Genomic DNA, 19,941 nt, shown 5'->3' with positions numbered 1-19,941 from the left:
GTCCGTCGCCCCCGTCGTCGAAAGGCCTCGCATGGAGTGGAGCGACCTGCGGATCTTCCTCGCCATCGCGCGCGAGGGCACGCTCGGCGCGGCCGCGCGCCGGCTCGGCCTGTCTCAGCCGACCATGGGACGCCGCCTGGCGGCGCTCGAAGCGGCCGTGAGCCAGACGCTGTTTCAGCGCACGGCCGAAGGCTTCGTGCTGACTCACGAGGGCACGGCGGTGTTGGCCCACGCCGAGCGGATGGAGGAGGAGGCGCTCGCGTTCGAGCGGCGCCTGGCGGGCGCGCAGGCGCAGCTCGACGGTTTTCTCAGGATCTCGTCGTCGGATTGGTTCGGCCGCCTGGTGCTGACGCCGGTTCTGGCCGAATTCGGCCGGCTGCACCCGCGCGTCTGTGTCGAGCTCTTGACCGACGCGCGGCTCTACAGTCTTCCCCGCCGCGAGGCCGATCTCGTGTTTCGCATCCGCGCGTTCGATGAGCCGGAGGTGATCTCGCGCCGGCTCCTGCACATCCCCTATGCCGTGTACGGTCCGCTCGACGGCCCGCAGGCCGTCGAGGGCGATGGCCAGGGGATCAGGGTCGTCACCATGGACACGGCCTTCGCCGACATGCCCGATGCGCGCTGGCTGGCGAAGCGACTGCCGAAGGCCGAGGTCGCGATGCGCAGCAACAACCGCGACGTTCAGGCCATGCTATCAGCGCAAGGCGCGGGGCTCGCCGTGCTGCCCCGGCCGCTCGGCGACGCGACGCCGGGCCTGCGGCCCGTCGACATCGGCGAGCAGCCGCCGGGGCGGGACACCTATGTCGGCTATCACCGCGATCTGCGCCGGCTCGCCCGGCTGCGGGCGCTGCTCGACCTCGTCATCTCGCAACTGGCGTCCGCGTGAGATGCGTTTGACACTGCGGCGCTCTCGATCTCGTCGGCGCTCCGGATCTAGTCCCCCGCGTGCCTCGAGTTTCGTGCAGTGTCACCGTAATCCAGCGCAGTGCCTCGACGCCGCCCGCCGCTTCTACGAAGGCAGCGCCTTCGTCCGCGTCACCGACACGCCGCCGCAGACCAAATGGGCCACCGGCTCCAACCTCGCCTTCGTCAGCTACGCCGCCGACCCCGACCGCAACCTGGTGATCGCGCTCGGCGTCGTCGACAATCTCGGCAAGGGCGCAGCCGGGCAGGCGGTGCAGAATGCGAACCTGATGTGCGGGCTGCCGGAGACCGCGGGGCTGGAGGGGGTGCCGGTCTGGCCGTGAGGGCTATGGCGGCCGGTCCGCCGTGATCCGCTCGCGCAATTGGCACCTAATCGCGACGTGTACGCGGGTGTCGCGGTTGTGAGTTCTTGCGAGCGAGCAGGCATGGGCTGAAGGCTGGCGCGCCGACCAAAATGTGTTGCCTCGTTGTTGCAACCACTTGTACGCATGCGGCCAAACCAGCAAGATCGACCGAATCACTGACTGGGCGCCCTTAGGAGTTTTCCTGCATGCCAGCACTCGGTAGCCTATGTTTTTTCAACAATAAAGGCGGCGTAGGCAAAACCACCCTGGCCTGCAATGTCGCCGCTTATATAGCAGAAACGGAGAAACTTAACGTTCTCCTGATTGATGGAGACCCTCAATGTAACGCTACACAACTAGTATTGTCAGATGAGACGACAGAAAGACTGTACGAGTCTCCGTCCGGCCTGTCTGATATGGATACTCTCAAACAGGTTCTCCGCCCTCTTCTAGATGGCGATGCGTCACTTGGGAAAACTCACAAGATCGCGGGACCAGATACAAATCGCTTCGGTATCTCTATCATTCCAGGACATCCCCATGTTGCTCTCCTCGAGGATGGGCTGAGTACCAGTTGGACACAATTTATGGCTGGCAACTTAGGTGGAGCTCGCGTCACAAATTGGAACACTCAGCTACTCAGTCATCTAAAGCCGCAATATGACTTGATAATCTATGACGTTGGACCAAGTCTCGGCGCGCTCAATCGCTCAATCCTAGTCGGCGTTGATTTTTTTCTCGCTCCGATGGGTTGCGACATATTCAGTCTAATTGGCATCGAGAATATCGCGGACTGGATTGCTCAATGGCGCAACTACTATGAGACAGCCTACAAGCAAGTGGTGGCTCGGAATGAAGCCGCTCTCGAAGCGTATGCTGGCGAAGTACGTGCGTCTTCAGGGCTCATGGGTCGATTTGTGGGGTATACGGTACAGCAGTACATTACGAAGACTATTCGCGATCAGAAAAGAGCAACTGCTGCTTACGAGGCGATCCTTTCAAAAATCCCGAATGAAATCACAAAAAGCTTGGGGCCCTTCATTGCTCCTAGGTTGGCAGCCGAGGAAGTTCGGCTCGGCGACGTGCCTCACATGTTCAGCCTCGTCCCTCTTGCACAAACGGCTCATACCCCAATCCACAAGTTGACGTCGCGCGAGGGCCTATCGGGAGGTCAGTACCAGCAGCAGCAGCAGTATCAGAAGTTTATCGGCAATCTAACCTCATCTCTCATGCGAAACCTCCGACGTACTGCGGAGATTCGGGCATGATTGACTGGCCAGATGACCTAGTTCAAGACATAGCTGCTCGCAGGTCTGTTCTCTTTTTGGGCGCGGGGGTGTCCCGCAATGCTCAGAACGACCATGGAGTGCATCCGAAAGAATGGTCTGCCTACCTGGCGCACCTTGCCTCTCGGATCTCCGATAAGGGGCAAGCGGCAGAAGTTGAACAATGCATCAAAGATGCAGACCTTTTGACTGCATGTGAGCTGGCGCGGAAGTATCTGTCGCCCTCCATATTTAAAACCGAAATGTTGCAGGAGTTCGTTGGTAATGCGTATCGTCATGCCCAGATTCACGATGACTTGAGTTCAGTCGACTCGCGGATCGTAATGACCACGAACTTTGACAAGCTTTATGAAAACAGAGCCAATCAGCTCCAGAGCAACACTGTAATTGTGAAGAACTATTACGACCACGACGTCGCGGACGTTTTCCGTCGACAGGACCGCGTCGTAATTAAAGTGCACGGCACAATCGATAATCCCGATAAGACCATCTTCACCCGTAGCCAGTATGCTCTCGCCCGCCGGGACTACAGCCACTTCTATCAACTGCTGCGGGGGCTCTTCATAACCCACACTTTCGTGTTTCTCGGGGCGTCAATGCGAGACCCCGATATGCAATTGCTCCTCGAAGATCATGCTTATCGTTTTGAAGGAGCTCGTCCGCACTATATGGCTATGCCCAACGATTCGACGCGAACAGGAATACTGCGAGTTCTAGAAGAAACCATGAACCTCAAAGCGCTTGTTTACGATCCGGCCGACAACCATAAGGAGCTCGCTGATTCGATTGCTGTGCTGGCGGGCAAGGTTGAGACTGCGCGCGAGCAAATAGCGAAGACGGCGGCGTGGTAACAATGCTCGAACAATTGGCCATCGTTGCGGAAAGAGCTCCTCGTGAATGGCGTAAGGCTACCTTAACGGCTGACTATTCTCGCCTTCATCAGTTGGCTCCCTACATAGGCAAGTTGAAGCCAGTAATCGCCCGTCAGCTCGTCGAGCAATTCAGTTCGCAGGGTGATGTCGTGCTTGATTGCTTTTCTGGGTCTGGCACCATCCCGTTGGAAGCTGTTCTGATGGGACGAAGATCGCTTGCATTCGATGCAAACCCCTATGCTGTCACGCTGACCCGGGCGAAACTCGAAGCTCCGCAATCGTTGGATTTGGCTAATGAACAACTGAACCGGAGGCTGGCAGACGCACAAAGGCGTCCTCGCTACAAAATTAAGGAGCTTCCGCTCTGGGTTCGAAAGTTCTTCCATCCCGCAACGTTGCAGAATGCAGTGCGCTTTGCAGACGAGTGTATTGAGAGGGACGATCAATTTTTGCTCGCATGTTTGCTGAGCGTTCTCCACCATCAACGTCCGGGGTTCTTGTCGTACCCAAGTAGTCACCTTGTGCCGTATCTCCGCGATAAGAAATTCCCAAAGGAAGAATTCCCGGATATGTACGAGGAGCGCGAGTTGGCTCCTCGTCTTGCGGCGAAGCTGGCGCGCACCTACAAGCATGGAAATTTGATAGACAAAGCAAATGTGCTGCGCGTCGAACAGGTCTGCGTCGCTGATCTCAAATTGGACTTCGAGGTGGATGCAATAATTACAAGTCCACCCTATATGAATGCGCTCGACTATGTACGGGACAACCGGCTTCGTATGTGGTTCCTTGACAGGAGCACTGTCGATTACTCTCCGGAGCCGACAGAAAAACAAGCGCAATCAGATGAAATAACTGCGGCTTTCGCTAATAACGCATTGCGGTACCTTCGCAAGGGTGGTCACTGCGTTCTGGTCGTCGGCGAGACAGTCCTTCGCAAACGAGTAAAGTCTCACCCGGCCGAGCGTATACTCGCGAAGCTCACCGCCAGCTATCCCGACCTTCGGGTTGAGCGTGTCATCCGAGATGTTATTCCTGACATCAGGAGAAGCCGGCGAACGGGCGCCGCGACCAAGCGCGAATTGGTTTTAGTTCTGAAGAAGGGCTGATTTATCGCGGCTATGGGCTCGATTGGATTTCAGTGTCGAGACGCGCCTCGAGTTCGCTGAGCCGCACACCCTCGCTGCGTTCGACCTCGGCGATGGCCTCGGCCAATAACGGCTTGGTCCATTCCAATTCATCATGCGCGTACCGAGCGCGGCGGCGCGCTGCGCAAGCGCGGCTTTCTGCGCCGGGGTCAGCATCACGCCTTCGGCGGCCAGACTGTCCCAGAGGTCGGTCAGGAGGTCGAACCGCTCCTGAGGCGTGAGGGCGGCAATGCCTTGGGGCATCATGGGTGCAGAGCCTCCGGTCTCGTCGTCGCTCAGGACTATATACCGTCTTCGGCGCGGACACGCGAGCGGCGCGCAGCGCATGAAAAACAATCGCCGCCTTACTCGAATATTTCGGTTGCGCTTTATCCGAAATCATGCTCTACTCCCGGCATCCCGTCCCGCTGAGGGGGCGCTTCGCGATCGTCACGGACGTCGGGTGCGGGATGCGGTGGGCGCATTGGGACGCAGCGTGGGCTTGCTCGCGCGGACGAACGATCCCGGTGCGACGAGGAAGTCGCGTGGTTCTGGCATCCCGGTGCTGATGCCAAGTGGGCGATGACGTGTCGTCCGCGACGGGGCCAACAAGCCGGTCCCCGGGAAGAGCGCGTATAAGTCGTAACACCATCGCGCAGGGAAGGCCGGGTGATCTCGGCTGAGCCTGTGGTTCTGCCGCGTGCTTTTTTGCTGCACGCGGACCATGGGCGCCGGCCGGCGCCCGGTCTTCCCTGCGCCCTCGCTTCTCGAGAGGGTGAGATGGCGGGTATCACTCGGGCGCCGAATGCGTCGCGAGAACGATGGTGCTCGTTTTGCTAATGATTTCCTCCGCGGAGTGTTTGATCATGTGCATCGTGACGTTCGCCACGACGTCATTGCGAGGAGCGCAGCGACGAAGCAATTCAGAGTCACGCCCGCAGCCCCTGGATTGCTTCCGCCTTCGCCCGAAGGGCTTCGGCGGACACGTCGCTGCGCTCGCAATGACGGAGTTAGGGTGTGCGGCGTGGATCACCCTCCGTCGTCACCGGGCGCCCTGCTGTCATCGGGGCGCCCCGTAACTCCCCGGGAACCCGGCCGGTCACACTCCCGTGTGAACGGCGGCCGGCGCCGGGAAAGTCCGCGCAGAGCGGGTGCCTCACGACTGCCTTTGTGCTAGGGTGAACATCCGGGCAACCTGGAGAGATTGTTGAGCGGCATCACCCCCGAGCCGGCCGGGCCGGCAAGCAGCACGCCCGATGGCCTGACGCATGATGGCTTGGCGCGGCTCAAGCTGGCGCAGGCGCTGAAGCGGGCGCGTCTCGCCATCGCCTGGGAGCGCGGCTGGCCGCATCTCGCCCGGCTGCTCACGGTGGTCGGTCTGTTCCTGATCGTCTCCTGGGCCGGCCTCTGGCTCGGCCTGCCGTTCGCGGTCCGCATGATCGGCGTCGGGTTGTTTCTGCTGCTCCTGCTCGGCGCCGCCGTGCCGATGCTGAGATATCGCTGGCCGACCCGCGACGAGGGCCTGGCGCGGCTCGATCGCGGCTCGGGCATCGCCCATCGCCCCGCCACCGCGCTCACCGACACGCTGACCACCAAGGATCCGATCGCGCACGCGCTGTGGCAGGCGCAGCGCGAGCGCACCTTGGCCTCGATCAAGCGCATCCGCGCCGGCACGCCGCGGCCGCGGCTGTCGCTGCACGACCCCTGGGCGGTGCGCGCGCTGGTGATCGTGCTCTTGGTCGCGACCTCTATCGCGGCCGGCGACGAGCGGGCACTGCGCGTGGCCTCGGCGTTCGACTGGAACGGCGTGCTGACGCCGGTCACGGTCCGGGTCGATGCCTGGGTCAAGCCGCCGCTCTACACGGCGAAGCCGCCGATCATCCTGTCCGCCGCCAACAAGGAAGGCGCCGTGCCGTCGAGCGGCCCGATCGTGGTGCCCCAGGGCTCGACGCTGATCGTGCGTTCCAGCGGCGGCAATCTCGACATCATCACGTCAGGCGGCGTCGCCGAGGCGGCGCCCGGCGAGGTCGCGGTCGGCGAGGCCGCGCCGAAGGGCACCACCGAGAAGCACTACACGATCAAGACCGACGGCACCGTTCACGTCCGCGCGCCCGCAGGGCAGCCGCAATGGGTGTTCGCGGCGACGCCGGACAAGCCGCCGGTCATCAGCATGGCCAAGGACCCGGAGCGGCAGGCGCGTGGCTCGCTGAAGCTGTCCTACAAGCTCGAGGATGATTACGGCGTCACCGAAGCCCGCGCCAAGGTCGCTGCGCGGCCCGTCGAAAGCAAGGCTGCCGAAAGCAACGAAAGCAAGACGGCTGACGCGCCCGCCGCACGGCCGCTGTTCCAGCCGCCGGAGTTTCCGCTGGTGCTGCCGAACGCGCGCACCCGCAACGGCGTCGGCCAGACCGTCAAGGATCTCAGCGAGGACCCGTACGCCGGCGCCGACGTCACGCTCACGCTGACGGCCAAGGACGAGGCCGGCAACGAGGGCACCAGCGAGCCGTTCGAGACCAGGCTGCCGGAGCGGCTGTTCACCAAGCCGCTGGCGCGGGCGCTGATCGAGCAGCGGCGCATCCTCGCGCTCGACGGCAACCGCAATGCCGACGTGTTCACCGCGCTCGATGCGCTGGCGATCGCGCCGGAGCTGTTCACGCCCGAACTCGGCCAGTATCTCGGCCTGCGCTCGGTGACGCGCCAGCTCGAGGCCGCGCGCACCGACGATGCGCTGCGCGAGGTCGTGGCGAGCCTGTGGGCGCTCGCGGTCACCATCGAGGACGGCAACATCTCCGACGTCGACAAGGCGCTGCGCGCGGCCCAGGACGCACTGAAGCAGGCGTTGGAGCGCGGCGCCAGCGACGAGGAGATCAAGAAGCTCGCCGAGGACCTGCGCAAGGCGATGGACAACTACATGCGCCAGCTCGCCGAGCAATTGCGCAACAACCCGCAGATGGCGCAGCGGCCGCTCGATCAGAACACCAAGATCCTGCGCCAGCAGGACCTGCAGAACATGATCGACCGCATGGAGCGGCTGTCGCGGCAGGGCGACAAGGAGGGCGCGCGCGAGCTGCTCGAGCAGTTGCAGCAGATGCTGGAGAACCTGCAGATGGCGCAGCCCAACCAGGGCGGCGACAACGACATGGAGCAGGCGCTCAACGAGCTCGGCGACATGATCCGCAAGCAGCAGCAGCTCCGCGACAAGACCTTCAAGCAGGGCCAGGATTCGCGCCGCAACCGCAACAAGCAGCAGGGCGACCAGGACCAGGGCATGGGCGACCTGCAGCAGGACCAGCAGGCGCTGCGCGACCGCCTGAAGCAGTTGCAGGACCAGCTCGCCAAGCGTGGCATGGGCCAGCAGGGCGAAAAGGGACAGAAGGGTCAGAAAGGCCAGAAGGGGCAGCCCGGCCAGCAAGGCGAGCAGGGGGATCAAGGCGACCAGGGCGATTCCGGCGACGGGCTCGACGACGCCGACAGCGCGATGGGCGATGCCGGCAGTCAGCTCGGCGACAACAATGCCGACGGCGCCGTGGAATCGCAGGGCAAGGCGCTGGACGCGCTGCGCAAGGGCGCACAGAGCCTCGCCGAGGCGATGCAGCAGGGCGACGGCGACCAGCCCGGCGACGGCCCCGGCCAGCGCGCCGGCCGCCAGCAGGGCGCGCAGCAGACCGATCCGCTCGGACGTCCGATGCATCCGGGGCGCGACATCGACGATTTCTCGCAGAAGATTCCCGGCGAGATCGACGTGCAGCGCGTCCGCCGCATCCTCGAGGAGCTGCGCCGCCGGCTCGGCGATCAGTCGCGGCCGCAGCTCGAGCTCGACTACATCGAGCGGCTGCTGAAGGACTATTGAGGATGGATCGGCCACGGGAGATCATCCCCGTGGCTCACCGTTTTGACCGGAGGCCGCGCAGTTCAGTAGCGCTTCTCGGACAGGATGCGCGCCGCGTGCTGCAGCCGGTCGACGGAGCGCTCGGTGTCGGTCAGCGCGCAGCAGCTGACCAGCGTGTCGATGATCGCGAGCTGCGCGACACGGCTGCTCATCGCCTCCGGGCGATAGCGCGTCTCGTTGGCGACGGTGTAGAGCAGCACCTCGCAATGCGCCGCCAGCGGCGACTTGCCGAGCCGGGTGATGCCGATGGTGCGCGCACCCGCGGCCTGCGCCAGCCGCGTCGCCAGCACGGTCTCGACCGTGCTGCCCGAATGCGACACGGTGACGGTCGCGACATCGGGGCCGGCCATCCCGGCGCTGACCGCCTGAACATGCGAATCGACGATCGCATTGGCCGCCAGCCCGAGCTGCAGCAGCCGGTACGACAGGTCCTGCGCAATCGGCGCCGAGCTCCCGATGCCGTAGATCTCGACGCGCCGCGCCGCGCGCAGCAGCTTCGCCGCCTGCGCCAGCGCGTCCATCGACAGCAGCCGCCGCGTCTCCTGCAGCGAGGCGGCATGCGCCGCGAAGATGTGGTCCGTCACCGTCGCCGGATCATCGCCGCGATGCAGGTCCTCCTGGATCAGCCGGACCGGCTCGATCAGGTCCCGCGCCAGCATGATCTTGAGCTCCTGGAAGCCCCGCACCCCGACCCGCCGGCAGAACGACACGATCGTCCCCTCGCTCACGCCGCAGGCTTCCGCGACCTCGGTGATCGACATGTGGATGAACGGCTCCGGCCGGGCGATGACCAGCTCCGCGATCTGCCGCGCTTTCGGCGGCAGCTCGTTCTGCAGCTCGCGAATACGAAACAAGATGCCGTTCACGCCCGGCCCAGAACGAAAGGTCGATCCCGTCACGCTGTGCCCCGATAAGCTGTGCCCCGATACTGAGGAAATCTCATTCAGTTTCATTTCGTAAATAAAAATTTCACAGCGCTGTCAAGTCGCGCTGATACGCCAGGGACGTTCGCAGGAGCAGGTCGGGCTCGCCCCGCCAACCCTGAATACGTTCTTCAGGATTTCAAAAGGTCGTATCAGCATGACAACACGTCGCGATTTCTTGGCAGGCGCCACGGCGGCGGCTGCCTTCGCCAGCATCCGCCAGGCGCTGGCCATTCCGGCACGGCGCCGGACCGGCACCATTCAGGACGTCAAGCACATCGTCATCCTGATGCAGGAGAACCGCTCCTTCGACCACTACTTCGGCACGCTGCGCGGCGTCCGCGGCTTCGGCGACCGCTTCCCGATCCCGCTGGAGAGCGGCAAGCCGGTCTGGTTCCAGTCCGACGGCAGCCGCGAGATTCCGCCCTATCACCGCGACTCCACGACCTCGAACGCGCTGGTGGGCTACGGCACGCCGCACTCGTTCGGCGACAGCCAGGCGGCGTGGAATCAGGGCAAGATGGGCTATTGGGCGAAGTACAAGACGCCCTATGCGATGGGCTATTTCGGCCGCGACGACATTCCGTTCCAGTTCGCGCTCGCCGAGGCGTTCACGATCTGCGACGCCTACCACGCGTCGATCACCACCGGCACCGATCCCAACCGCATCGTGTTCTGGTCGGGCTCCAACTTCAATCCGGCGCTGCGCGCTCAGGGCATCAACTCCACCACCAACGATTCCGAGCCCAACAACCTGCGCTGCTGGCCGAACCCGCACAATTGGGTCGCGGGTCAGGCGCAGCCACAGGCGACCTACAAATATGTCGGCAGCGACTTCGCCTGGGACACGCTGCCCGATCTGCTGAACAAGGCCGGCGTCAGCTGGCACATCTATCAGGACATGAACGACAACTGGACCGGCGCGATGCACGGCTGCCTGGCGTTCTCCAGCTTCCGTCATGCCCAGCCGGGCGATGCGAACTACGTGCACGGCCTGACCGGCGGCCCGGATTATCTCGACCGGCTGAAGGCCGACGTGATGGCCGGCACCTTGCCGCAGGTGTCGTGGATCCTGCCGACGCAGGCCAACTCCGAGCATCCCGGCGGCGGCAGCCCGACCCGCGCCGGCAATTTCACCGACCAGGTGCTGGAAGCCCTGACCGCCAATCCCGAGGTCTGGAGCCAGACCGTCTTCTTTCTGACCTTCGACGAGAATGACGGCTTCTTCGATCATCTGCCGGCGCCCGCAGTGCCGTCCTACGACATCAACGGCAAGCTGATGGGCAAGGCGACCTTGCCGCTCGACGGCGAGTATTTCTCCAACACCGTCGGCAACGTGCTGACTGCGACCGACACCATCAGCGGCAACATCCGTCCTTGGGGCCTCTCCGCGCGGGTGCCGATGTACGTCGTTTCACCTTGGAGCAAGGGCGGCTGGGTCAACTCGCAGGTGTTCGACCACACCTCGATCGGTCGCTTCCTCGAGAAGCGCTTTGCGATCAAGGTCGACGCCATCAGCCCCTGGCACCGCGCCGTCTCCGGCGATCTCACCTCGGCGTTCGACTTCGCCAGCCCGAACGATCCGCGCTTCCCGGAGCTGCCCGACCAGAGCAACTGGCAGGCCTCGGACGCGCACCAGAAGACGTTGCCGGCGCCGGTTGCGCCCGCGACACCGCAGCCGCTGTTCCAGGAGAGCGGCGCGCGCTATTCGCGCCCGCTGCCCTACATCCTGCACGCCACCGCGAAGGTCGACGCCGCCGCGGGCAAGGTCAAGCTGTTGTTCGCCAACACCGGCTTTTCCGGCGCCGTGTTCCACGTCTACGACAAGCAGCATCTCGATCTCATTCCGCGCCGCTACACCGTCGAGGCCGGCAAGATGATCGACGATGAATGGAGCGTCGGCAGCGATGGCCTGTATGATCTCTGGGTGCTCGGCCCGAACGGCTTCCATCGTCATTTCAAGGGCGACCTCGACAAGGTCAGGCCGTCGAATGCCGCCAACCCGGAGATCTTCGTCGGCTACAACGTCTTCGAGGGCGGCCTGCACATGCAGCTGCGCAACGACGGCCATGCCCGCGTGAGCTTCACGGTGAAGTCCAACGAGATCTATGGGCCGCTGCAGGCCGTCACCGCCTCGGTCTCGGCCGCGCTGGAGCCGCAATGTCCCGGCTTCGGTCCGCGCCCGGGCTTCCATCCGGTGGGTTTTGGCGTGGTGCCGGGCTTCCGGTCGGCGCCCGACTTCGATGCTCCCGGCTTCGGCTTTGGCGCACCGACCTTCTTCCCCGGACCGAGCCATGGCGGCCCATCGACGTCGTGGACCGTCAAGGTGTCTGCACCCGGTCGCCACGGCGAGCTCTATTGGCATTTGCGCAAATCCGGCCTGTGGTACGACTTCGTCGTCACCAGCGACACCGACGACAGCTTCTACCGGCGCGTCGCCGGACATGTCGAGACCGGCCGTCCCTCGTTCAGCGATCCCGGCATGGCGCTGGCCGATCGCTTCTGATCGATGCATCCACGAGATTTGCGGAGGGCGCCCATGGGCGCCCTTTCGCTTTGCCTCAGGCGCTGCCGAGATCGTGGATCGCGGGTGACAGTTGGCCCGAGGAGATGTTCAGCGTCGCCAGGGTGATCGGCAGCCTGAAGCGGCGCGGCCCTGCGCTGCCCGGATTCAGGTAGAGCACGCCGTCGCGTGTCCCGACGCCTGCGCGATGCGAATGACCGGACACGACGATGTCGATACCCGCCGTTGCAGGGTCGATCGCGAGGTCGTGGACGTCGTGCACGACATGGACGGCACGCGTGCCGAGCCTGACGGTCTCGGTCGCAGGATATGCATTCGCCCAATCTGCCGTATCGATGTTGCCGCGGATCGCAGTCACCGGCGCGATCAGGCGAAGCCGCTCGACGATCTCGTGCCGGCCGATATCGCCGGCGTGGATGATGTGGTGGACGCCCGACAGACATCGCACTGCCTCCGGCCGCAGCAGCCCATGAGTGTCGGAGATGATTCCAACTTTGAGCATCGTTTCCTGCCGGCGTGATGGGCATCGCCTCAGGCGATCGTGAGAATCTCCAGCTCTTGTCCGGTGACCTCGACCATGTCGCCGGCCGATTTGCCCATCAGCAGGCGAGCCACAGGGGAGACATAGGAGATCATGCCGCGCTTCGGATCGGCCTCGTCCTCGCCGACGATGGTGTAGGTCTGGACGCGGCCGTCGCCGCGCTTGAACGTCACCGTGCTGCCGAACGCGATCTGCTCCGTCGATGTCGGCGCCGGCATCACCTGCGCGGTCCGCACCCGCGCTGCAAAGTAGCGCGCGTCGCGCAGCGGCAGCGCCGACTCCCGTCGCCGCTCGTTGACGTCCTCGATTCCCTGGGCCGCCTCAAACGCCGCCTGCGCTTCGCGCAACTGCTCCTCGAGCGCCTTGAGTCCGGCCGCGGTCACGAGGTTCGGATGCGGCGAGACCGGCCGGTCGGGCAGTTGCGTTTCGGCCGCCGTCTCGGCGCTCTCTTCCTTGGTGAATGCGACGCTCACGCCGGACTCCTGAAAAGGGCCGCGAGATGTCGCGGCCCTCAGGGAGAGATCATGCCGGCTGCGCGGATTTCAAGCCGTGTCGCATGCCGCGCGCGAGCGCGCTTGACAGCAGCGGCTACGCGCATTCTAATATACGAACTATAGTTCGCAATCCGAACCTTAGTCAATCCGAATGCCGGTCGTCAAGGCCGGCGTCAAGCAGGAAACGTCGGAGCCTCCACGTGGACGAGGACAGCAAGGCTGGCAAAAGCGTCGTGCAGTCGCTGGCCAAGGGCTTTCAGGTGCTCAATGCCTTCACCAGCGAGGAGCCCGAGCTGGTGCTCGCCGACGTTGCGCGCCGCGCGGCGCTCGACAAGGGCACCACGTTCCGCCTGCTCAACACGCTCGTGATGCTCGGCTATGTCGAGAAGGTCGGCGACTCCAGGCGCTTCCGCCTGACGCTGAAATGCCTCGATCTGGGCTTCAACGCGATCGCGCGCTCGGAGCTACGCACACAGGCGCGCCCGATCCTGCGCAGCCTGGTCGGCGAGATGAACGAGGCTGCCTCGCTCGCGGTGCTCGACGGCAGCGACATCGTCTATGTCGAGCGCATCCAGGCGGGCCTCGTCCGGCTCGGCGTCGACGTCCGCATCGGCAGCCGCGCGCCGGTCTATTCGACCGCCGTCGGCCAGGCGATCCTGTCATTGCTGCCGGTCGAGACGCAGATCGAGGTGCTCGAGGCGCAGCCGCGCATCAAGCGCACCGAAACCACGATCACCGATCTCGACGCGCTGCTGCAGCGCCTGTGCGAAGTGAAGGCTGCCGGCTACGCGCTGTCAAATCAGGAAAATGCGCCGGGGCTGTGCGTGCTCGCCGCGCCCGTCATCGACCGCGACGGCATTCCGCTCGCGGCGATCAGTATCGCTGCGCCCACCATGCGCATCACCGCGGACGACTTCGAGCGGCTTGGCGTGGCGCCGCTGCTCAGAGCGGCAGCCCAGCTGTCCCGGGCTCTGGAGGCCATGGGCGGGGCGACTGCGACGGTCGCGAAACGATGAACGTCGATGTGACGAAACAGGAGCAAGCATGAGCGTCATGACCAACTTCAAGGGGATCATCCCGGCGATCGCCGTCCCCTTCAACGCCGACCACAGCATCGATGAGGTCGAGCTGTCGCGTTACGCAGCCTGGCTCGGCAAGCGTCGCGGCATCGTCGGCATCATGACCAACGGCCACACCGGCGAGGTGTTCAGCCTCACGGCGAAGGAGCGCGCGGAGGTGACGCGCATCGTCGCCAAGGCGCTCACCGGCATCTGCCCGACCATCTCCTCCGTCGTGTGCGAAGGCATCAAGGACGGCATCGAGCATGCGCTGATGGCGAAGGAAGCGGGCGCGACTGCTCTCGACATCATGCCGCCCCATCACTGGCTGCGCTTCGGCTTCAAGCGCGAGCACTGCCTGGATTATTTCAGCGCCATCGGCGAAGCCACCAGGCTGCCGCTGATCGTGCATGTCTATCCCGCCTGGACCCGCGCCTCGTTCTCCTCGGAGCTGCTCGCCGAGCTCGCCCGCCTCGACCACGTGCAGGCGTTCAAGATCGGCACCCGCGAGATGAACAAATACGCCCGCGACCTCAAGGCGATCCGCGCCGCGGCGCCGCACAAGGCGCTGCTGACCTGTCATGACGAATATCTGCTGGCCTCGATGGTGCAGGGCGTCGATGGTGCGCTGGTCGGCTTCGCCTCGCTGATTCCGGATCTGATCTACGATCTGTTCGCTGCCGTCACCGCTGGCGACCTTAAGCTTGCGATGAAGCTGCAGGCCATGATCGATCCGCTCAAGGACGCGGTGTATGGCGGCGGCGAGCCGACCGGGGAGGCGCATGGCCGCATGAAGGCGGCGATGCAGGTCGCCGGCGTGATCCGCGATGCCACCGTGCGGCCGCCGACGCATGCGCCGAGCGCCGAGGAGATGGCCGCGATCCGCGCCGCGGTGGCCGCGGCCGGGTTGACGGTGAAGGCTGCGGCCTGAGCTTGCGAGAGGCGACGGCCGGTGCCGGCCGTTGCCCCGTGATCACAACAAAAAGACACCGGGTGGACGCTGATGCTGACGATGGATGTCGACGATGCAACCCGGCGCGCTGCGGCTGTGCCCGAGGCTGTGCTCATCGCGATCGATCAACTGTCGAAGACCTACGTCTCGGCCTCCGGCGCGGCGGTCCATGCGCTGAGCCGGATCTCGCTGGATATCAAGCCGGGCGAGTTCGTCTGTGTCGTCGGTCCCTCCGGCTGCGGCAAGAGCACCTTGCTGCGTCTGCTCGCGGGGCTTGATAGTTACAGCGACGGCCGGCTGCTGCTCGATGGCGAGCCCGTCGCCGGTCCCTCGCGCAAGGTCGGCGTCGTGTTCCAGGCGGCCAACCTGCTGCCGTGGATGACGGTGCGCGACAATGTCGGGCTGCCCTTGCGCGTCGGTGGCAAACATGCCCCGGCCGGCGATCGCATCGAGCGCCTGCTCGCCGTTACCGGTCTCGGCGATTTCGGCGACAAATATCCCTATGAGCTGTCCGGCGGCATGCAGCAGCGCGCCGGGATCTGCCGCGCGCTGGCGCGCGATCCCGAGATCCTGCTGATGGACGAGCCGTTCGGCGCGCTCGACGCACTGACGCGCGAGCGGCTGAACCTCGAGCTGCAGCGAATCTGGCAGGAGAACCGCAAGACCGTCCTGCTGATTACGCACTCGATCTCGGAAGCCATCTTCCTGGCCGACCGCGTCATCGTGATGTCGGCGCGTCCCGGCCGCATCCTTGCCGATCTCCACGTGCCGATCCCGCGGCAGCGCAGCTTCGACGACATCGTGCTGCATCCGGACTATGCGCGGCTTGCCAGGGAAGTTCGCGGGCTGCTCAATGCACAGGAGCACGGCCATGACTGATCTCGCCAACGTCGCCGTTTCAGCCCTGTCGCAGAAGCCCGCAAGCCCCCGGCGCCGCGTCAGCCTGGGCTCGCCGATCGCCTGGATCGGCCTCGCGGTGCTGATCCTGAGCTGGATCGCCGCGGTCAACCTGCTGAACATCCCGTCCTACATTCTGCCGAAGCCCGAAGCGGTCGTTCGTGCGTTGTGGTCCGGGCTCGCGGTCAGCCCGGCCAGCCCGCTCGGCTATTACCTGCCGCTGTGGAGCACGCTGAGCAACGCCGCCGCCGGCTGCGCCATCGGCGTCGGGCTCGGCCTCGTCATCGGCTCCTTGATGGCCGAGGTCGAAGCCATCGAGCGCCTGGTGATGCCCTATGCGTTCGCGCTGCAGAGCCTGCCCAAGGTGGCGATCGCGCCGCTGATCGTGATCTGGTTCGGCTTCGGTGACGGCTCGAAGGTCGCGATCTCGGCGCTGCTGTCGTTCTTCCCGGTGCTGATCAACAGCTTCACGGGGCTGCGCGCCGTCGAGCCCGAGCGTATCGACCTGATGCGCTCGCTGTCGGCCTCGCGCTTCGAGACCTACCGCATCGTCAAGCTGCCCAACGCCGCGCCCTTCATTTTCGCGGGCCTCGACATGGCGGTGGTCTATGCACTGCTCGGCGCGATCGTGGCCGAATTCCTCGGCGCCCAGCGTGGCATGGGGGTCGTCATCACGCAGGCGCAGGCGGTGTCGGACGTCGCCGGCGTGTTCGCCGCGCTGATCATTCTCGGCGTGCTCGGCATCGTGCTGCATGGGATCGTGCGCTGGTGCGAGGCCAAGATCGTGCACTGGGGCGCCAACCGGAAAAAATAGGACAACAGGGAGGAACGAAGGATGGTTTCGCGCAGGTCATTCCTGAAGAGCAGTGCCGGCGCGGCGCTGCTGATGAGCGGCGCGCCGGCCGGCCTGATGGCGGCGGACGCGAAGAAGCTTCGCTTCGGCGTCGGGCTCAAGGCGCTCAACGCCACCATCATCAATTGCGTGATCGGCGAGGCGCTCGGCTACAACGCGCAGGAAGGGTTCTCGCTCGACGTCCAAGCGCTCGGCACCAATGCCAACGTCCAGGTCGCGACCGACCGTGGCTCCGTCACCGTCGGCGTCGGCGTGCCGTCGACAGCGCTGCCGCTGCTCGCCAAGGGCGAATGGGGTGGCGCGAAGCTGTTCTATCAATATACCTATCCGTACAAATGGGACATCGCCGTCCCGCCTGGCTCGGGGCTCAAGAGCTACACGGACCTCAAGGGCAAGAAGATCGGCGTGTCCGACTTCGGTGCCACCGAATATCCCGTCACCAAGAACGTGCTGAAGGCGCTGGGCCTGGATCCCGAGAAGGATGTGAGCTGGGTCGCGGTCGGCAACGGCACGCCGGCGGGGGTCGCCCTGCAGCGCGGCGTGATCGATGCGCTCGCTTATTTCGATACTGGCTTCGGCCAGATCGAGGCTGCCGGCATCGAGCTGGCCTATCTGCCGCGTCCGACCAGGATCCCGATGGTCGGCGGCCAGTTCCTGATGGCGATGCCGCAGACGTTCGAGAAGGACAGGGATCTCCTGGTCGGCTTTGGCCGCTCGGTGTGCAAGGCGTCGCAATTCCTGCTCGCCAATCCGACCGCCGGCGCCAGGGCCTTTCTCAAGATGTACCCGGAGACGGCGCCGCGCGGTGCCAGCGAGGACGCGGCGGTCAAGGCCGTGCTGCAGTCGATCAGCCGCCGCATCAAGCTCTACGCGCCGCCTTATGCCGATACGAAGATGGGCGGGATCAACGAGCAGGAGTTCCGCACGGAGGCCGCGATGAACGGGCTGGACATAAAGGACTATGCTGCGCTCTACACCAATGAGCTGATCGACAAGATCAACAATTTCGATGCGGTGAAGGTCAGGGCCGAGGCGGCTGCGTACAAGGGATGACGGCACAGGACCACGACAGCAGCTCGGGCCTTCGCCATGCGGTGGTGACCGGAACCAGCTCGGGCATCGGCCGCGCCATCGCCGAGCGTCTGCTGGCGGACGGCTGGCGCGTGACCGGCATCGACCGCGCGGCCTCGGTGCTGTCGCACGAACACTTCGGTGGCTTCGAGGCCGATCTCGCTGAACCGCAGACGCTGATCGCGCGCCTTGCTGACGTCGGCGCCGTGACCGCGCTGGTCCACGCCGCCGGCTACATGCGTGTCGGCCGTCTCGGCGAGTTGCAGGCCGAGAGCAGCGAAGGGATGTGGCGCGTCCATGTCGGCGCCGCGGAGGCGCTGGCCAATGCGCTGGCGCCGCGCCTGCGCGAAGGCGGGCGCATCGTGCTGATCGGCAGCCGCACCGCCAATGGCGCGGCCGGCCGCAGCCAATACGCCGCGACCAAGGCGGCACTCACCGGCCTCGCCCGCTCCTGGGCGATCGAGCTGGCGCCGCGCCTGATCACCGTCAACGTCGTCGCACCGGCTGCGACCGACACGCCGTTTCTGCGCGATCCCAGCCGCGCCGGTACCGCGCCGGTGCTGCCGCCGATGGGGCGCTACGTCGATCCGGTCGAGGTGGCTGCGCTCACCGCCTTCCTGCTGTTGCCGGAAGCGGGCGCCATCACCGGCCAGACCATCACCATCTGCGCAGGCGCCTCGCTCTGAAACGGCGCGTGCGACCCCGACCAGGAGAATGACCATGACCGTTCGTATCGTCGACGTCCGCGAGATGACGAAGCCGATCTCGTCGCCGATCCGCAATGCCTATATCGACTTCACCAAGATGACGTCGAGCCTGGTCGCGGTCATCACCAATGTCGAGCGCAATGGCCGGCCCGTGGTCGGCTACGGCTTCAACTCCAACGGCCGCTACGGGCAGGGCGGCCTGATCCGCGAGCGTTTTCGCACGCGACTCCTGGAAGCTGATCCCACATCGTTGCTCGATTCCACCAGGGGCAACCTCGATCCCGACAAGGCCTGGGCGGCGATGATGATCAACGAGAAGCCCGGCGGCCACGGCGAGCGTTCGGTCGCGGTCGGAACGTTGGACATGGCGATCTGGGATGCGGTCGCCAAGATCGCGGACAAGCCGCTGTTCCGCCTGCTCGCGGAGCGTCACAACCGCAAGGCTGATCCGCGGGTGTTCGTCTACGCCGCCGGCGGCTACTACTATCCGGGCAAGGATCTCTCGGCGCTGCGCCGCGAGATGCGCGGCTATCTCGATCGCGGCTACAATGTCGTCAAGATGAAGATCGGCGGCGCGCCGATCGACGAGGACCGCCAGCGCATCGAGGCAGTGCTCGCCGAGATCGGCCCCAACAATCAGCTCGCGGTCGACGCCAACGGCCGCTTCGACCTGGAGACTGCGATCGCCTACGCCAAGATGCTGCGCGACTATCCGCTGTTCTGGTACGAGGAGGCGGGCGATCCGCTCGACTATCACCTGCAGGCGACCTTGGCCGATTTCTATCCCGGCCCGATGGCGACCGGCGAGAACCTGTTCAGCCACCAGGACGCGCGCAACCTCATCCGCTACGGCGGCATGCGCCCCGATCGCGACTGGCTGCAGTTCGACTGCGCGCTGTCCTACGGCCTGTGCGAGTATCTGCGCACGCTCGACGTGCTCAGGACCTATGGCTGGTCGCCGTCGCGCTGCATCCCGCATGGCGGCCACCAGATGTCGCTCAACATCGCCGCCGGCCTCGGCCTCGGCGGCAATGAGAGCTATCCCGACCTGTTCCAGCCCTATGGTGGCTTCCCCGACGGCGTGAAGGTGACCGACGGCCACATCACGATGCCCGACCTCCCCGGCATCGGTTTCGAGGGCAAATCCGATCTCTATGCCGAGATGCGCGCGCTCAGCGCGTGAAGCTGAGCGGGGCGTCCGACGGCCGCCCCAGCGTCATTGCGAGCGCAGCGAAGCAATCCAGATGGTCTCCGCAGAGGGATTCTGGATTGCTTCGCTGCGCTCGCAATGACGGAGGAGAGAGGATCAGTTCCTTCAGCGACCTTTACGCAGGCGCGAGCCCATCAGGCACGTCCGCGCTCCATCGCACCCATCGCTGTCGTCCCGGGCAAGCCGCGATGGCGCGAAGCGACGGCGTGGCGCCGACCCGGGACCCATACCCCCAGGGAGATGTGATGGCGCGAGATGTGGGACCAGTCTTG

At 64.9% G+C, this 19,941-nt stretch carries 17 protein-coding genes and 1 pseudogene; 14 read left to right on the top strand and 4 right to left on the bottom strand.

Annotated elements, in window-relative coordinates; all coding sequences use genetic code 11:
* The first annotated feature begins 31 nt into the window (after positions 1–31).
* The 5 genes and pseudogenes from QX073_RS30610 to QX073_RS30590 all read left to right on the top strand — a co-directional run bounded on the left by QX073_RS30610 (position 32) and on the right by QX073_RS30590 (position 4,532).
* The gene (locus QX073_RS30610) at positions 32–886 is read left to right on the top strand and encodes a LysR family transcriptional regulator (protein ID WP_316187759.1); all 855 of its coding nucleotides are present in this window, start codon (positions 32–34) and stop codon (positions 884–886) included.
* A gap of 94 nt (positions 887–980) precedes the next feature.
* A pseudogene (locus tag QX073_RS30605) lies at positions 981–1,247 on the top strand (N-acetyl-gamma-glutamyl-phosphate reductase); the annotation flags it as partial.
* 227 nt (positions 1,248–1,474) lie between these two features.
* Positions 1,475–2,536, top strand: coding sequence for a ParA family protein (locus QX073_RS30600; RefSeq protein WP_316226861.1), 1,062 nt, complete (start codon positions 1,475–1,477; stop codon positions 2,534–2,536).
* Positions 2,533–3,405 (top strand): SIR2 family protein, encoded by an 873-nt coding sequence (locus QX073_RS30595; protein ID WP_316187757.1) that lies wholly within the window; start codon positions 2,533–2,535, stop codon positions 3,403–3,405. The genes QX073_RS30600 and QX073_RS30595 overlap by 4 nt, the downstream gene beginning before the upstream one ends.
* A 2-nt stretch (positions 3,406–3,407) precedes the next feature.
* Entirely contained in the window at positions 3,408–4,532 is a 1,125-nt protein-coding gene (locus QX073_RS30590) for a DNA methyltransferase (RefSeq protein WP_316187756.1), read from the top strand.
* Here the strand turns inward: QX073_RS30590 and QX073_RS34495 are convergent.
* Entirely contained in the window at positions 4,512–4,814 is a 303-nt protein-coding gene (locus QX073_RS34495) for an addiction module protein (protein ID WP_410052402.1), read from the bottom strand. The genes QX073_RS30590 and QX073_RS34495 overlap by 21 nt on opposite strands.
* A gap of 943 nt (positions 4,815–5,757) precedes the next feature.
* Here QX073_RS34495 and QX073_RS30585 point away from each other — a divergent pair.
* Positions 5,758–8,400 carry a TIGR02302 family protein gene (locus QX073_RS30585; protein WP_316187755.1) on the top strand — a complete coding sequence of 881 codons (2,643 nt, stop codon included), beginning with the start codon at positions 5,758–5,760 and terminating at the stop codon, positions 8,398–8,400.
* A gap of 62 nt (positions 8,401–8,462) precedes the next feature.
* On the opposite strand, the gene QX073_RS30580 is transcribed toward QX073_RS30585, so the two are convergent.
* Complete coding sequence (locus QX073_RS30580) at positions 8,463–9,293, bottom strand: MurR/RpiR family transcriptional regulator (RefSeq protein WP_316226860.1); 831 nt, start codon at positions 9,291–9,293, stop codon at positions 8,463–8,465.
* Positions 9,294–9,519: 226 nt separating this feature from the next.
* Between QX073_RS30580 and QX073_RS30575 the strand changes: the two genes are divergently transcribed.
* Positions 9,520–11,868, top strand: coding sequence for a phosphocholine-specific phospholipase C (locus QX073_RS30575; protein WP_316226859.1), 2,349 nt, complete (start codon positions 9,520–9,522; stop codon positions 11,866–11,868).
* A gap of 55 nt (positions 11,869–11,923) precedes the next feature.
* Here the strand turns inward: QX073_RS30575 and QX073_RS30570 are convergent, their stop codons facing one another.
* Positions 11,924–12,388 (bottom strand): metallophosphoesterase family protein, encoded by a 465-nt coding sequence (locus QX073_RS30570; RefSeq protein ID WP_316202577.1) that lies wholly within the window; start codon positions 12,386–12,388, stop codon positions 11,924–11,926.
* 29 nt (positions 12,389–12,417) lie between these two features.
* Positions 12,418–12,900: a transcription elongation factor GreA gene (gene greA, locus QX073_RS30565; protein ID WP_315753843.1), complete on the bottom strand. Its 483-nt coding sequence runs from the start codon at positions 12,898–12,900 to the stop codon at positions 12,418–12,420.
* A 221-nt stretch (positions 12,901–13,121) separates the two neighbouring features.
* Here greA and QX073_RS30560 point away from each other — a divergent pair, with 221 nt between their 5' ends.
* The 7 genes from QX073_RS30560 to QX073_RS30530 all read left to right on the top strand — a co-directional run bounded on the left by QX073_RS30560 (position 13,122) and on the right by QX073_RS30530 (position 19,642).
* Complete coding sequence (locus QX073_RS30560) at positions 13,122–13,937, top strand: IclR family transcriptional regulator (RefSeq protein WP_315753841.1); 816 nt, start codon at positions 13,122–13,124, stop codon at positions 13,935–13,937.
* Positions 13,938–13,965: 28 nt separating this feature from the next.
* Positions 13,966–14,910, top strand: coding sequence for a dihydrodipicolinate synthase family protein (locus QX073_RS30555; RefSeq protein WP_316171794.1), 945 nt, complete (start codon positions 13,966–13,968; stop codon positions 14,908–14,910).
* Between the two features lie 72 nt (positions 14,911–14,982).
* Positions 14,983–15,810 (top strand): ABC transporter ATP-binding protein, encoded by an 828-nt coding sequence (locus tag QX073_RS30550; RefSeq protein WP_316226858.1) that lies wholly within the window; start codon positions 14,983–14,985, stop codon positions 15,808–15,810.
* Positions 15,803–16,642, top strand: coding sequence for an ABC transporter permease (locus QX073_RS30545; protein ID WP_316226857.1), 840 nt, complete (start codon positions 15,803–15,805; stop codon positions 16,640–16,642). The genes QX073_RS30550 and QX073_RS30545 overlap by 8 nt, the downstream gene beginning before the upstream one ends.
* A 21-nt stretch (positions 16,643–16,663) precedes the next feature.
* Complete coding sequence (locus tag QX073_RS30540) at positions 16,664–17,734, top strand: ABC transporter substrate-binding protein (protein WP_316226856.1); 1,071 nt, start codon at positions 16,664–16,666, stop codon at positions 17,732–17,734.
* Positions 17,731–18,438 (top strand): SDR family oxidoreductase, encoded by a 708-nt coding sequence (locus QX073_RS30535; RefSeq protein ID WP_316226855.1) that lies wholly within the window; start codon positions 17,731–17,733, stop codon positions 18,436–18,438. The genes QX073_RS30540 and QX073_RS30535 overlap by 4 nt, the downstream gene beginning before the upstream one ends.
* A 34-nt stretch (positions 18,439–18,472) precedes the next feature.
* Complete coding sequence (locus tag QX073_RS30530; RefSeq protein WP_316226854.1) at positions 18,473–19,642, top strand: mandelate racemase/muconate lactonizing enzyme family protein; 1,170 nt, start codon at positions 18,473–18,475, stop codon at positions 19,640–19,642.
* The last annotated feature ends 299 nt before the right edge of the window (positions 19,643–19,941 follow it).

Source organism: Bradyrhizobium sp. SZCCHNS3052 (assembly GCF_032484495.1).
In the GTDB taxonomy this organism is placed as follows: Bacteria; Pseudomonadota; Alphaproteobacteria; order Rhizobiales; family Xanthobacteraceae; genus Bradyrhizobium.
The sequence above is the reverse complement of the archived record's forward strand: the minus strand, read 5'-3'. Positions and strand labels throughout refer to the sequence as shown.

What these genes read in the sequence shown, in the direction of transcription:
- QX073_RS30550 (WP_316226858.1), top strand. Translation starts at nt 14,983, where the DNA reads ATGCTGACGATGGATGTCGACGATGCAACCCGGCGCGCTGCGGCTGTG.
- QX073_RS30600 (WP_316226861.1), top strand. Translation starts at nt 1,475, where the DNA reads ATGCCAGCACTCGGTAGCCTATGTTTTTTCAACAATAAAGGCGGCGTA.
- QX073_RS30590 (WP_316187756.1), top strand. Translation starts at nt 3,408, where the DNA reads ATGCTCGAACAATTGGCCATCGTTGCGGAAAGAGCTCCTCGTGAATGG.
- QX073_RS30530 (WP_316226854.1), top strand. Translation starts at nt 18,473, where the DNA reads ATGACCGTTCGTATCGTCGACGTCCGCGAGATGACGAAGCCGATCTCG.
- QX073_RS30545 (WP_316226857.1), top strand. Translation starts at nt 15,803, where the DNA reads ATGACTGATCTCGCCAACGTCGCCGTTTCAGCCCTGTCGCAGAAGCCC.
- QX073_RS30570 (WP_316202577.1), bottom strand. Translation starts at nt 12,388, where the DNA reads ATGCTCAAAGTTGGAATCATCTCCGACACTCATGGGCTGCTGCGGCCG.
- QX073_RS30610 (WP_316187759.1), top strand. Translation starts at nt 32, where the DNA reads ATGGAGTGGAGCGACCTGCGGATCTTCCTCGCCATCGCGCGCGAGGGC.
- QX073_RS30540 (WP_316226856.1), top strand. Translation starts at nt 16,664, where the DNA reads ATGGTTTCGCGCAGGTCATTCCTGAAGAGCAGTGCCGGCGCGGCGCTG.
- QX073_RS30595 (WP_316187757.1), top strand. Translation starts at nt 2,533, where the DNA reads ATGATTGACTGGCCAGATGACCTAGTTCAAGACATAGCTGCTCGCAGG.
- QX073_RS34495 (WP_410052402.1), bottom strand. Translation starts at nt 4,814, where the DNA reads ATGCCCCAAGGCATTGCCGCCCTCACGCCTCAGGAGCGGTTCGACCTC.
- QX073_RS30555 (WP_316171794.1), top strand. Translation starts at nt 13,966, where the DNA reads ATGAGCGTCATGACCAACTTCAAGGGGATCATCCCGGCGATCGCCGTC.
- QX073_RS30575 (WP_316226859.1), top strand. Translation starts at nt 9,520, where the DNA reads ATGACAACACGTCGCGATTTCTTGGCAGGCGCCACGGCGGCGGCTGCC.
- QX073_RS30535 (WP_316226855.1), top strand. Translation starts at nt 17,731, where the DNA reads ATGACGGCACAGGACCACGACAGCAGCTCGGGCCTTCGCCATGCGGTG.